General features: G+C 34.1%; 13 protein-coding genes. All 13 read left to right on the top strand.

Translation table 11 applies throughout. From position 1 onward, the window contains the following. Positions 1–35: 35 nt before the first annotated feature. The 13 genes from G8D99_RS15055 to galU all read left to right on the top strand — a co-directional run bounded on the left by G8D99_RS15055 (position 36) and on the right by galU (position 13808). The gene (locus G8D99_RS15055; protein WP_166327284.1) at positions 36–1901 is read left to right on the top strand and encodes a polysaccharide biosynthesis protein; all 1866 of its coding nucleotides are present in this window, start codon (positions 36–38) and stop codon (positions 1899–1901) included. Between the two features lie 191 nt (positions 1902–2092). Beyond that, positions 2093–3172: a dTDP-glucose 4,6-dehydratase gene (gene rfbB / locus G8D99_RS15050; RefSeq protein WP_166327282.1), complete on the top strand. Its 1080-nt coding sequence runs from the start codon at positions 2093–2095 to the stop codon at positions 3170–3172. A gap of 2 nt (positions 3173–3174) precedes the next feature. Then, positions 3175–4107 carry a dTDP-4-dehydrorhamnose reductase gene (gene rfbD / locus G8D99_RS15045; RefSeq protein ID WP_166327280.1) on the top strand — a complete coding sequence of 311 codons (933 nt, stop codon included), beginning with the start codon at positions 3175–3177 and terminating at the stop codon, positions 4105–4107. Continuing rightward, a complete protein-coding gene (gene rfbA / locus G8D99_RS15040; RefSeq protein ID WP_166327277.1) occupies positions 4085–4972 on the top strand; it encodes a glucose-1-phosphate thymidylyltransferase RfbA in 888 nt (295 codons plus the stop codon). The genes rfbD and rfbA overlap by 23 nt, the downstream gene beginning before the upstream one ends. A 35-nt stretch (positions 4973–5007) precedes the next feature. After that, entirely contained in the window at positions 5008–5568 is a 561-nt protein-coding gene (rfbC, locus tag G8D99_RS15035; protein ID WP_166327828.1) for a dTDP-4-dehydrorhamnose 3,5-epimerase, read from the top strand. A gap of 210 nt (positions 5569–5778) precedes the next feature. Continuing rightward, positions 5779–7074, top strand: coding sequence for an oligosaccharide flippase family protein (locus G8D99_RS15030; protein ID WP_166327275.1), 1296 nt, complete (start codon positions 5779–5781; stop codon positions 7072–7074). Further along, entirely contained in the window at positions 7071–7964 is an 894-nt protein-coding gene (locus tag G8D99_RS15025; RefSeq protein ID WP_166327273.1) for a glycosyltransferase family 2 protein, read from the top strand. The genes G8D99_RS15030 and G8D99_RS15025 overlap by 4 nt, the downstream gene beginning before the upstream one ends. Before the next feature lies 1 nt (position 7965). After that, the gene (locus tag G8D99_RS15020; protein WP_166327271.1) at positions 7966–9048 is read left to right on the top strand and encodes a glycosyltransferase family 4 protein; all 1083 of its coding nucleotides are present in this window, start codon (positions 7966–7968) and stop codon (positions 9046–9048) included. After that, a complete protein-coding gene (locus G8D99_RS15015) occupies positions 9041–10054 on the top strand; it encodes an EpsG family protein (RefSeq protein ID WP_166327269.1) in 1014 nt (337 codons plus the stop codon). The genes G8D99_RS15020 and G8D99_RS15015 overlap by 8 nt, the downstream gene beginning before the upstream one ends. Next, the gene (locus tag G8D99_RS15010; RefSeq protein WP_166327267.1) at positions 10051–11145 is read left to right on the top strand and encodes a glycosyltransferase; all 1095 of its coding nucleotides are present in this window, start codon (positions 10051–10053) and stop codon (positions 11143–11145) included. The genes G8D99_RS15015 and G8D99_RS15010 overlap by 4 nt, the downstream gene beginning before the upstream one ends. Further along, entirely contained in the window at positions 11135–12292 is a 1158-nt protein-coding gene (locus tag G8D99_RS15005; RefSeq protein WP_166327265.1) for a glycosyltransferase family 4 protein, read from the top strand. Before G8D99_RS15010 ends, G8D99_RS15005 begins: the two co-directional genes overlap by 11 nt. Further along, the gene (locus G8D99_RS15000; RefSeq protein WP_166327263.1) at positions 12276–12893 is read left to right on the top strand and encodes a sugar transferase; all 618 of its coding nucleotides are present in this window, start codon (positions 12276–12278) and stop codon (positions 12891–12893) included. The genes G8D99_RS15005 and G8D99_RS15000 overlap by 17 nt, the downstream gene beginning before the upstream one ends. Positions 12894–12932: 39 nt before the next feature. Further along, complete coding sequence (galU, locus tag G8D99_RS14995) at positions 12933–13808, top strand: UTP--glucose-1-phosphate uridylyltransferase GalU (protein WP_166327261.1); 876 nt, start codon at positions 12933–12935, stop codon at positions 13806–13808. The last annotated feature ends 5 nt before the right edge of the window (positions 13809–13813 follow it).

Raw genomic sequence — 13813 nt, 5'->3', positions numbered from 1 at the left:
AACGCATCAGCTTTATATTGGGAAATAGGCCTTAAGTGAAAAAACTCATCCGATCGCTTGCCTCATTACCACGTCGTCAAAAACAAATAGTTTTGGTGATGATGGACATCTGTGCTTTACCGATCATGATGTGGTTGGCTTATGCGATTCGTTTGGCTCGTCCCAATGTACAGATCATGCAAGGTCTTGAGACATGGTATATCTATGTTGCTGTATTTGGCATTGGGGCGTTTATTTTACTCGGTGTATATAGCGCCATTGTGAGATCATTCAATGAAGACTATTTACTCCGTATTTCCATCGGTACCTTTATTCAGATTGTGGCGTTATACACCATTAAAAAGCTGAATATTGCCTTTATTCCCATGAGTATTCCACTGATGTACGGCTTTATGCTGTTTTCGTACATGTGGTGGAGTCGAGCACTGATTCGCTATTTGACTTTAAAAACCTTTGCACTTAAGCAGGGAAGACGCCGTGTTGCAATCTATGGCGCAGGACTAGCAGGACAACAAATTGCAGCAGCCTTAAAGCGTTCAGACAATTATCTGCCTGTGTGTTTTATTGATGATAAACGTTCTTTACAAGGACAATCTTTGAGTGGCTTAAAAATTTATGGGCCGCAAAGAGCACAGCAAAAGTTGGGCAAATTTGGCATTGAAGAAGTTTTGCTTGCCATGCCTTCTGTTGGGCGGGCACGTAAAAAAGCAATTATTGATACTTTTGATACTTCAGATGTGAAAATCATGGAGTTACCAGGCGTTACCCAATTGGTCGATGGTCAGGTGCAAGTGTCAGACATTCGAGAAGTGGATATTATTGACCTGCTAGGTCGTGATCCGGTTCCACCGAAACCTGAGCTATTAGAAAAGAATATTAAATATAAAGTAGTGATGGTGACTGGGGCAGGGGGATCGATTGGCTCTGAACTGTGCCGTCAAATCGTGAAGCATCAACCGAAAATGTTGGTACTATTTGAAATGTCTGAGTTTGCGTTATATTCCATTGATCGGGAATTACAAACATCAGGTGTTCAGATCATTCCAGTTTTAGGCTCTGTGACCAATCAAGTCAAATTAGAACGTATTTTGAAGCAATACAGCGTTCAAACGGTATACCACGCAGCAGCTTATAAACATGTGCCATTGGTCGAAGCCAATCCATTTGAGGGGATTTACAATACTTCGATTGGCACGCAGCGTAGTGTTGATGCTGCGGTTGCACAAGGGGTTGAAACATTTGTTTTGATTTCAACAGACAAAGCGGTACGTCCGACCAATGTCATGGGTGCATCTAAGCGTATGGCAGAGTTATATTGTCAGGGGCTTGCTTCCACGAATCCTACAACCCAAATCAGTATTGTGCGTTTTGGCAATGTTTTAGGTTCGTCAGGTTCTGTCGTCCCTTTGTTTAAAAAACAAATCGCGCAAGGTGGTCCTGTGACAGTAACCCATCCAGAAGTAACGCGTTACTTTATGACGATTCCAGAAGCTGCACAGTTGGTGATTCAAGCTGGGGCAATGGGAATTGGTGGAGATGTGTTTTTATTAGATATGGGGGAAGCAATAAAAATTAAAGACTTAGCTAAGCAAATGATACGCTTAAGTGGGTTTAAAGCTGTTGATGAACAGGGCAATGGCGATATCGAAATTCAGTTTACAGGGCTACGCGATGGTGAAAAACTGTATGAAGAATTATTGATTAATCAAAACAACGTAAGTACCACAAAACATGAACGTATTTTTAAATCATTTGAAGCATATTATAGCGTCAATGAAATACGGGCGGTTTTTGATGAGCTTAAGTCATTATCACTAAGTGGTTCTGATACTCAACGGGTGCGTAATATACTCATTTCATATGTCGAAGGTTATATGTCTAAAGCGAGTCATATCGAATAATATGATGGGATTAGATAGCCTTTAAGTCTTATAAAAAAGCATATTAAAAAAACGATTTGCCCATTTCATATTTTAAATTGTCAATATTTGAGCCTATTTGCGATTTGGATATTTAGAGGTCTTTAATATCGAAGATACTTTTCTTATCTGAACAAATTAGGTGAATAGCAAATGAATAAAAGTTGAATAATATGAATGTTATTGTGACAGGCGGTGCAGGCTTTATTGGATCAGCTGTGATACGCCATATAATAAAAAATACCAACCATTATATTTTGAATTTAGATAAGCTCACCTATGCTGGAAATCTTAAGTCTTTAGCTGAAGTCTCAAATGACTCGCGATACCAATTTTCCCAAACTGATATTTGTGATCGTAATGAACTCGATTGGCTCTTTAAAGCCTTTCAACCTGATGCGATTATGCATCTTGCTGCTGAGTCTCATGTTGACCGTTCTATAAAAGGTTCAGCTGCTTTTATTGAAACCAATATTATTGGAACCTATCAGTTATTAGAAGCGGCAAGATACTATTGGAATCATTTATCTGAAGATAAAAAACAAGCATTCAGGTTTCATCATATTTCCACAGATGAAGTCTATGGGGATTTAAAGGGAATAGATGAGCTATTCAATGAAACCACCTCATATGCACCGAGTTCACCTTATTCGGCAACTAAAGCCAGTTCAGATCACTTGGTCCGCGCTTGGCAACGTACGTATGGTTTACCAACGATTATCACCAATTGCTCAAATAATTATGGACCCTATCATTTTCCAGAAAAATTGATTCCCTTAGTGATCTTAAACGCTTTAGTGGGTAAGCCTTTGCCAATATATGGCAATGGTGAGCAGATTCGTGATTGGTTATATGTGGAGGATCATGCACGTGCTTTATGTAAAGTGATGACAGAAGCGAAAGTCGGTGAAACCTATAATATTGGGGGACATAACGAGCAAAAAAATATTGATGTTGTAAAAAGCATTTGCCAATTATTAGAAGAGCTCGCACCTGAAAAGCCCGAAGGCGTAGAACATTATCAAGATTTGATTACCTATGTACAAGATCGTCCAGGACATGACCTACGTTATGCGATTGATGCCAGAAAAATTCAAAAAGATTTAGGATGGGTACCTGAAGAAAGCTTTGAAAGTGGCTTAAGAAAGACAGTGCAATGGTATTTAGATAATCAGCAATGGGTTGCACATATTCAATCAGGTGAGTACCAAAATTGGCTACAGCAGCAATACCCAATTGAAAAGGTTGGTTAATCGTGACGACCATTCTGTTATTGGGAAAAAACGGGCAAGTGGGTTGGGAATTGCAACGTGCTTTACAGCCATTAGGACATGTCATCGCACTTGATCGTCAAGTGAATAAGCAGGGGTTATGTGGTGATATCTGTAATTTTGATTCACTTCAACAGGTCATGGAAACAATTCAGCCCAATATGATAGTAAATGCTACAGCCTATACTGCGGTTGATCGAGCTGAATCAGATATTGAACAAGCTGACCGAGTCAATCATCTTGCAGTCAAGCATTTAGCTGAATTGTGCAAACAATCTAATGCTTTGTTGATTCATTATTCAACGGATTATGTATTTTCAGGACAGGGTATACAGCCATGGTCTGAGCATGATCATTGTGACCCACAAAATGTCTATGGGCAGACTAAGCGTAAGGGTGAGCAAGCATTCGAGCAATCGGGTATCGATTTTATTAATTTTAGAACCTCATGGGTCTATGCATCACGAGGTCATAACTTTATTAAAACCATGCTGAATTTGGCCCATAGTAAAAGTGAAATCAGTGTTATTTCTGACCAAATTGGAGCACCCACAGGAGCTGCTTTAATCGCAGATGTTACAGCTCAAGTCTTGAGATATTATTTGCTCAAACCTAAACATGAGCGTCATACACTTATAGGTCATTATCACCTTGCTGCGTTAGGTGAGACCTCTTGGTATGACTACGCCAATTTTATGTTTGATCAAGCTAGAAAAAAAGGCAAAGTGCTCACTTTAGAAAGAGTGAATCCAATGATTACAAAACAATACCCTACACCTGCTAAACGACCTTTGAACTCAAGATTAAATACCACAAAGTTACAACACACATTTGATATCCATCTGCCACATTGGCAAGTAGGTGTAGAACAAGTATTAGAAGAGATTTTATATAATGAAACAAATGACTCAGCGTAAAGGGATTATTCTTGCGGGTGGTTCAGGTACACGTTTATACCCAATTACGATGGGCACCTCAAAACAATTACTGCCGATCTATGACAAGCCAATGATCTATTATCCGCTTTCAGTATTGATGTTGGCAGGGATTCGCGAAATTTTAATTATTACAACGCCTGAAGATTTACCCAATTTTGAAAAATTATTGGGCACAGGAGAACAATTAGGGATTGAACTGTCTTATAAAGTGCAACCTTCTCCAGATGGCCTAGCGCAAGCTTTTATCATTGGTGAAGAGTTCATTGGACATGACAATGTCTGCTTAATTTTAGGTGACAATATCTTCTATGGTCAGCACTTTGATGATCAATTAAAACGTGCCACAGCACAACAACAAGGGGCAACGGTATTTGGTTATTATGTCACTGATCCTGAACGTTTTGGTGTTGTAGATTTTGATGCTGATGGAAAGGCACAGAGTATTGAAGAAAAACCTAAAAAACCCAAGTCAAACTATGCGGTGACAGGCTTGTACTTTTATGACAATAAAGTCGTTGAAATTGCGAAAAGTATTCTTCCCTCAAAGCGTGGTGAGCTCGAAATTACCGATGTGAATAATGCATATTTAAATAACGATCAACTTCATGTTGAAGTGCTTGGTCGTGGCTTTGCTTGGTTAGACACAGGTACGCATGAGTCTTTGTTAGAAGCCAGTCATTTCGTGCAAACCTTAGAAAATCGCCAAGGCTTAAAAGTTGCAAGTCTTGAAGAAATTGCATTTAACAACGGTTGGATCAATAAAAAACAGTTAAAACAACGTGGGGAATATTTTAAAAAAACCAGTTATGGTCAATATCTTTTGAAGTTGTGTGAAGAACAATAGATCCAAATAAATAACCTAATAAGAATACTTAGATGATGAAAGTGACTGAAACACATATATCGGGTTTATTGATCATTGAACCGAAAGTATTCCGCGATGAACGCGGTTGGTTTACTGAAAGTTTTAATCAACAAAAATTTGAACAGATTCTGATGGAACGTGGTTTAAAGGCTCCTCAGTTTGTTCAAGACAATCATTCTTTTTCTGATAAAGGTGTTCTCCGAGGGCTTCATTATCAGAAAGCCCCTTATGCGCAAGGAAAATTGGTCCGCGTTGTTCAAGGTCGTGCATGGGATGTAGCTGTTGATATTCGTGAAGGTTCAGATACTTATGGTCAATGGTTCGGTTTAGAGCTTTCAGGCGAAAATCATAAACAGTTTTGGATTCCTGAAGGGTTTGCTCATGGCTTTATCGCACTCGAAGATCAAACACAGTTTTTATATAAAACCACCAACTACTACCATCAAGCCAGTGAAATGACAATTGCTTGGAATGATGAGACATTAAATATACAATGGCCCTTGCATGAAATTGAAAGGATTAAAACGAATGATAAAGATCGAAATGCTGTAGCGCTGAATAGAAAAGTTATCTAGATATCATAGTTATTCAGATAAAAGCTTTGGTTAAAATTAAATTATTGAATTAAAAGGTTAAAAATCATATAATTTTTATAGTAATAATTAGCTGTAAGTTATAACAATTTTTGCTATATTTGACTGATTTTTAAAATATTATTAATAATCATGGTTTTAATTTTTACGAATACTCACTAAAAAATGTAAAATAGGTCGAAAACATTATTCATGAACATGATGTTAAATAAGATCAAAAAAGATCCAAGAATTAGAAATTCACTATGGATGCTAGTAGAAAAATCAATTTCAATTTTTGGACTAATTTTTATTATTTCTGCAGTGGCAAAGTATACCGGGCCTTCGATTTATGGTGAGATTTCTTTAGCGGCATCTATTTTTATTGTTTTAAAAACACTTTCACAGTTTGGCTTAGATCAAATATATTTTAAGTATGTTAGTCAAAGTAAGCCCTTTCATTCGATATTTTTGATTAAAGCCAATCAATTAATTTCATTGGTTTATATTTCTCTATCTTTTTTTGTTTTAATTTTATCCTATTTTTTTGCATCATACACAGGCTTTTATTTTATATTGGCAACATGTATAGCTTACTATTTCAACTCTATTGATTTGTTGAATGCATTTTATGAAGGTGCTTTACTCTCTAAAATTAACGTGGTTTCAAATGTAATTGGTCTCTTGGCTTCATTACTTTTGAGATTTATAATTGTTTTTGAGCAGCTAGATTATATATATCTAACAATTCCAATAGTATTAATGACTTTTATACCTTTTTTAATAAAACTTATTGTCTATAGGAAGAAATTTAAAGAAAAAAATAAAATAAATGTAGAAAAGAATTCAAAAGTAAAAAAATATATCCCATATTTTTTGGGTGTTGGTTTTCCTCTAATGTTGTCGATTATTACTACTAGTGTAAATGGGCAGATTTCAAATTTTTTATTAGGATATTTAGAAAATACTAAGAGTGTTGGTATATTTTCAGTCGCTTTTATTTTGGCTGGTGCATGGTGTATTGTTCCAACAACACTTATTATGAGCTATATGACATCTATATATAAAATAAATAACAATCAATATTTAGAATATTGCTCTATGGCTTCAAAAATTTTACTGAATATTTTTTTATTATCATCGGTAATTATCTGTATCCTTTATTTCTCTTCATCCTATTTTATTACATGGTTATATGGGGTTGGTTACTATAATTCGATTGTAATATTCGATATTCTTATATTTTTTCAGTTGCTTTGGGTTTTAAATTTTTATTTTTCTAGAATTATTATTAAATTTAATGGTTATCGATTTCTAGCCATTAAGTCGATTTCTATGTTGGTGTTAAATATCTTCATCTCTTTTGTTTTAATTATAAAAATAAGCATCGTAGGTGCTGCATTGTCGTTGGTGATTGTTGAATTTATTTCACTTTTAATAAATTTTTCATTTAAACCCGCTAAATTAAAAAATGTAATATATGAAATTATTGGTGCTAATAAGTCATGAATAAAGTTGAATTAACGATATTTACGCCAACCTATAATCGTGCAAATACGTTGCAAAGACTATATGGCAGCTTAAAAATTCAAACACTCAAAAATTTTGAATGGCTAATTATAGATGATGGATCTATCGACAATACTGAAGAAATTGTCGATCAATTTATTAAAGATAATATTATCTCTATCCGATATATCAAACAAGAAAATGCTGGAAAGCAAGCTGCTTGGAACAATGCGGTAATGAATGCAAAAGGAAAATTTTTCTGTGGTGTTGATTCCGATGATGCACTAGCAAAGGCAGATAATATAGAAAATATTTTTAATAAATACCTATATTTATTGGAAGATAAAGAAATTATAGGTTTAAGATTTTTAGCTTATTCAAATGTAAAAAATACATTTGATGGTCGTAAAATATCAGATGAAATTCTTATTCAATCCTATTTTGAGGAATTTTCGGATCGTAGAAATTTTGGTGAAAGAATTGATGTTTTTAAAATAGAATTGTTAAAAAAATATTTATATCCTGTTAATCCGTCGATTAAGTTTATTCCAGAAATTTGGTTTTATGTCAAAGTTTCAGCAGATGATTATAAATTTGCTTATATCCCAGAGCCATTACGTTTGTTTTTTGATAATGATACAGAAAATCGCTTAAGTAAAAGTAGTATCTTAAAAAATGCACAAGGTCATTATGTCTCTAGATCTGTAATGCTTAAGTTAATTCCTTGGAATATTTTTTTAAAAAACTTTGTTGCACTTATAAAAACCATTATTAGGTATGGGCAATGCTCTGATTATTTGAAAGTAAATTTAAGAACTAGAATTAAGGACACCAATTTAACTTATGCATTACTTTCTTATTTTTCAAAATTAATTAAATTTGGTATTTAAAATGAAAAATATTTGTTTTTTAATTGGAGATATTAATCATTCTGGTGGAACGGAAAGAGTAACATCGCTAATTGCGAATAACTTGGTTTCAGAAGAGACAAAAGTTCATATTTTATCTTTAAGTCATGGTGACAACCCTTTCTTTGAACTAAATCATCAAATAAAAACAAGTGCTTTATTCACTTTTAATGTATCGATGAGAAAAAACTTTATCCAATGTGTAAAAAGGATTAGAGCATATTTGTTAAGCAATAAAATTAATACGTTGATCGTCGCAGATAGTATTAGTTGCGTGTTTACTGTACCCGCAACTATAGGGCTAAATATCCAACATATTTGTTGGGAACACTTTAATCTAAAGGTTAATTTAGGTTCTAAATTTAGGGATTTGGGACGTTGGATGGCTGCACATTGGTGTGACAAGATTGTGACACTTACGGAAAGAGATAAAAATTTTTGGGATGAAAAATTTAATCTAAAAACAAAGAATAAAGTGATCGCTATTCCAAATCCGAGTCCTTATAGTTTGCAGGATAATCAGCCATCATTAGAAAGTAAAACTATTTTATGTGTAGGACGATTAACGTATCAAAAAGGATTTGATTTATTAGTGGAAGCATGGAGTCAAATTGCACATGAATTACCAGGCTGGAAGATTATATTAGTTGGTAGTGGTGAAGATGAATTAAAACTAAAAGAGTTAACTATTGAATATAAAGTTTCAGATAGTTTTCTGTTTCTTGGACAACAAAAAAATATGGATGAATTTTATCGAAAAGCTTCTTTTTTCTGTATGAGTTCAAGATTTGAGGGATTACCAATGGTATTACTTGAAGCTCAAAGTTATGGATTACCAATAGTTGCATTTGATTGTGATACGGGACCTAGTGAGATTTTAGATCATGGAAGTAATGGGCTTTTAGTCGAACCATTAAATATTAAAGATTTTGCAGAAAAAATAAAAGTGATGATTAATGGTAACTATCAAAAAATGGTTGAAATATCTTTTAGTAATTCATCTAAATTTAATTTAAATAAAATTTCTAATATATGGGTAAATCTATTAGGAGAAGGAATTGACTAAAAATCAAGTTCATAAGGTCATATTTTATATGACTTTTTGTGTTTTATTATTCCTGTATTTATATGTTTTTATGAATATACCTCATAGTTTCTTTAGAGATAGGGATGTTTATATAATCTATGCAGAGAAATCTCAAGATTTATATGATGCATATGGTGGAATGACTGTATATGCAAATGAACCTATTTTTCTAAAATTAAATATTTTTTTAAGTAATTTTATATCTTCTTCCAATATTGTTTTTATTTTTTTATTTTTTTGCTTATTGGGTACTTTAATTTTATTATTTAAGCATTCTAAGAATGTTTTTAATTTTATAATGGGTATGTTTCTAATATTATTTTGTCATTATGCATTTCACTCACAATTGGTTGTTTTAAGGCAATCTATTTCTACTATTATCCTTTTATTTTTTTTGACTTATACCGATAATAAAAAGAACATAATTTTGGTTTCATTTTTTTGCTCGTTTATCCACTCATCATTCTTTTTAATAACTTTTTTATTAATTTTATACTATACGATTCCTATTTATTCTTTGAAAATAAAATCATTAATTATTTTTCTGACTTCTGCTTTTTTAGGTCTCTTTATAAAATTAATTGGGGGTTATTTAGGTATTAGGCAAGCTAGTGAAGATCATATTCTATCAGCTGTAAGTGTTGGGGGTGGAGCATTTCTATGTTTTTTAATTATATTAATTTACTTTTTGTTTTTTATTAAAGAAGAAAAAAATAATAATATTTACCAATTTTCAATATTAGGATTGTCGTTATTTTTAGGTTTATATTTTATTAATCCTGCTGCTGGTAGATTAATGAGTACTTTTATACTTCCAATAATTTTTGTATTGTGTTCAAAATTTAACATGGCTAATAATATATTAATATTTTTTTTATTAATTTTATTTTTTTGTTTGGATGTTCAGGGGGTAATGTCGGGAATGAGTATGAATACTGATTTTCATCATTTATTTAAATACATAAGAATGAATATTGTACCATGAAAATATTATATTTAATTACTGGTTTAGGCGGTGGTGGTGCTGAAAAAGTTGTAGTTGACTTGGCAGATCGAATGACTGATTTAGGTCATGAAGTTAAAATTGCATATTTGAAAGGTCAGGTTGTCGTTAGACCTACATCTAAAACTATAGAATTAGTCGGGTTAGGTTTAGACACACTCTCTCATCTATTTGACACATATCAAAAATATAAAGCTCTTATTACAACTTATCACCCTGATGTCGTTCATGCACATATGGTCCATGCAAATATATTTGCTCGACTAACTAGAAAATTTCTTTCTATACCAAAGCTTATTTGTACAGCCCATAGCAATAATGAGGGTGGAAAATTAAGAATGATGGCATATGGAATTACGCATTCATTAGCCGATCTTACGACGAATGTGAGCCAATCTGCCTGTGAAAGCTTTGAACGATTAGGCGCGGTACCTATGGGGGGTATTCATAAAATCTATAATGGTATAGATTTAGGAAGATTTCAAAAAAATCATAATATAAAAAAACTAAAAGAGAATAAATTTCCCTCTTATAGCCAATGCAAAATTATATTGGCCGTTGGTCGTCTTGATGAAGCTAAAGATTATCCAAATTTAATTTCTGCATTTAAAGATATGCTTATTCAGTTTCAACATGATGCACAGCCTATGTTATTGATTGCGGGTGAAGGTCACCAAAGACCACAAATTGAATCATTAATTAGTGAATACAAGCTAAATGCCAATATCAAACTACTTGGTCGTCGTGATGATATTCACGAATTAATGTCAATTGCAGATCTTTTTGTCCTTTCCTCCTCATTTGAAGGCTTCGGTTTAGTGGTTGCTGAAGCGATGGCCTGTGAAACCTTTGTTGTTGCAACCGATTGTGGGGGCGTAAAAGAAGTGATGGGAGGCACAGGTATTTTAGTTCCTCCTAAAAATAGCCGAGCTTTATCTCAGGCACTACTTAATGCTCTAGCGTTGTCTAAAGATGAAAAGATCAAAAATAATCAAATCGCTCTTAACTATGTAATAAATAATTTTGACTTAAACGTTATTGTAAAAAAATGGATAGAAATATATGAGTCATAAAAAAATTATTATCATCGGAACAACCGCTTCAAATTTATTTTTATTTAGAAAAGATTTAATTACTTCATGTCAAAAAAATAATATTCAAGTGCATGCTTTTGTTTCTGAATATAATGACCAATGGATTGCTAGGATACAATCATTAGGAGCTGAAGTCGTGACTTATCACTTAAGTCGAGGTGGACTAAATCCTTTGGAAGATATTCAATCCGTAAGGGAGTTGGTCGAAAAAATTAGAATAATCAAACCAGATTTAGTTTTTTCATATTCTTCGAAGCCTGTGATCTACGGCAGTATTGCAGCAAAACTTGCAAAAGTGCCCCAAGTGATCGGTATGTTGGAAGGACTAGGCTATACCTTTACAGAACAACCTGACGGGCAAAGTTTTAAAACTAAAATTATTCGTAACATTCAAGTATTACTCTACCGTTTGGCTTTTCCATGTTTAGATAAAATTATTTTTCTAAATCCAGATGACCCACAAGATTTAATCAATAAGTATCGAATAAAAGCCAAAGACGTCGAAAACTTAGGTGCCACGGGTTTAAGTTTAAAAGATTATCCCTATTCAACTGCGCCTACACATCCAGTGAAATTTTTATTCATCGGAAGACTATTAAAAGAGAAAGGAATTTATGAGCTCATTGAAGCAATGCGTTTGGTTAAAGCACAATATCCTCAAGCACATTTTACTGTTTTAGGCGAAATCGATAAGGAAAATCTAGGCGCTTTAAAGCAACAACAATTAAATGAGTTAGTACACGAAAAACTATTTGAATACCCAGGTTATGTAACAAATATAAAAGATTGGATAACTGATTCTAGTGTATTTGTTCTGCCATCTTATAGAGAAGGGGTTCCAAGAAGTACGCAAGAAGCTATGGCAATTGGACGTCCTGTAATCACGACAGATGTACCCGGATGTCGTGAAACAGTGGTTGACGGTTTAAATGGCTTCTTAATACCTAAGTGGAATCCTCAAGCCTTAGCTCAAAAAATGTGTTATTTTATTGAGCATCCCAAAAAGATTAATGAGATGGGATTACAAAGCTTCAAAATTGCCCAAGAGCGGTTTGATGCTGAAAAAATTAATAGAAAGCTTCTAAAAATTATTGGATTAGTATCAGAAAATGAAGAGATTAGTTGATATTTTCATATCGTTGATTGCTCTTATACTACTTTCACCGGTGTTCTTAATTGTGGCACTGAAAGTACGTAAAAACTTAGGATCACCGATATTTTTTCTACAAGAACGACCTGGAAAGAATGGTAAGTTATTTAAAATGATAAAGTTTCGTTCTATGAAAGATGCTTTTGACGCAAAAGGTAACCCACTACCAGATGACCAACGTATTACGCCATTCGGGCAAAAGTTGCGTTCGACCAGTTTGGATGAAATGCCTCAACTGGTTAACGTACTAAAAGGTGATATGAGTGTTGTAGGTCCTCGACCAATGTTGAAGGAGTTTATGGAATTGTACTCTCCTGAACAGGCACGTCGTTTAGAAGTTCGCCCAGGGATGACCGGATTAGCACAGGTCAGTGGTCGTAATGAATTAGACTATGAAGAACGCTTTAAATGTGATGTTTGGTATGTCGATCACCACTCTTTGATCGTTGATTTTAAAATTATGTTAAAGACAGTCTTAGTTATGACAAAAAAAGAAGGGATTAATGCACCAGGACATGTAGGACCTTCATTGTTCAAAGGTAATAATCCACAACAAAGCTCAGATGAAATCAGATAATATTACTCATTTTAATCCATATAATTTTTACGCATTCTTATGATCAAAAAAGCCATTCTTCCAGTTGCGGGTCTAGGCACGCGTTTTTTACCTGCTAGTAAATCTATTCCAAAGGAAATGGTCACTGTTGTTGACCGCCCTGCTATTGAATATGTGGTCAAAGAAGCGATTGCTGCGGGAATCGAACAAATTATTTTAGTGACCCATTCATCTAAAGCCTCAATTGAAAATTATTTCGATCGTAATTTTGAGCTTGAAACGACACTTGAGCAAAAGAAAAAATTCGATCTACTTAAAGTAATTACCGATATTCTGCCAGCACATATTAGTATTGTGAGTGTACGTCAACCTCAACCTTTAGGTTTAGGGCACGCGGTCCTCTGCGCAAAAAACATTGTGGGTAATGAGCCTTTTGCTGTGTTGTTGCCTGATGTATTGGTGAAAGATTCAGATACAGAAAATGATTTGAGTCTGATGATTAAACGCTTTGAAGCATCAAAATCATCACAAATTATGGTAGAAGCTGTTCCAGATCATATGGTTGATCAATACGGTATTGTAGATGTTGCTGAGTCGCCTGTAGAAGGTCAAAGTATCGTGATGCAAGGCATTGTTGAAAAGCCTGCAGTTGGCAATGCACCCTCAAATCTGTCAGTTGTTGGTCGTTATGTGCTTCCTGCGCAGATTATGCAATTGCTTGAAAACACCCCACGTGGTGCAGGTAATGAGATTCAGTTGACCGATGCAATTGCAATGTTACAGCAAACTGAAGCGGTAGAAGCGTATCGGATGAAAGGTCAAACCTTTGACTGTGGTAGTAAAATTGGTTATTTGAAAGCCGTATTGCATTATGGTTTAGACCATCCAACACTGGGTGCAGAGTTTAAATCATTGATTCAAGAGTTGAATGTATAGGGTAT

This window comes from Acinetobacter lanii, from assembly GCF_011578285.1.
GTDB classification, from domain to species: domain Bacteria; phylum Pseudomonadota; class Gammaproteobacteria; order Pseudomonadales; family Moraxellaceae; genus Acinetobacter; species Acinetobacter lanii.
Note: the sequence above shows the minus strand (reverse complement) of the source record. Positions and strands in the feature narration are given on the sequence as shown.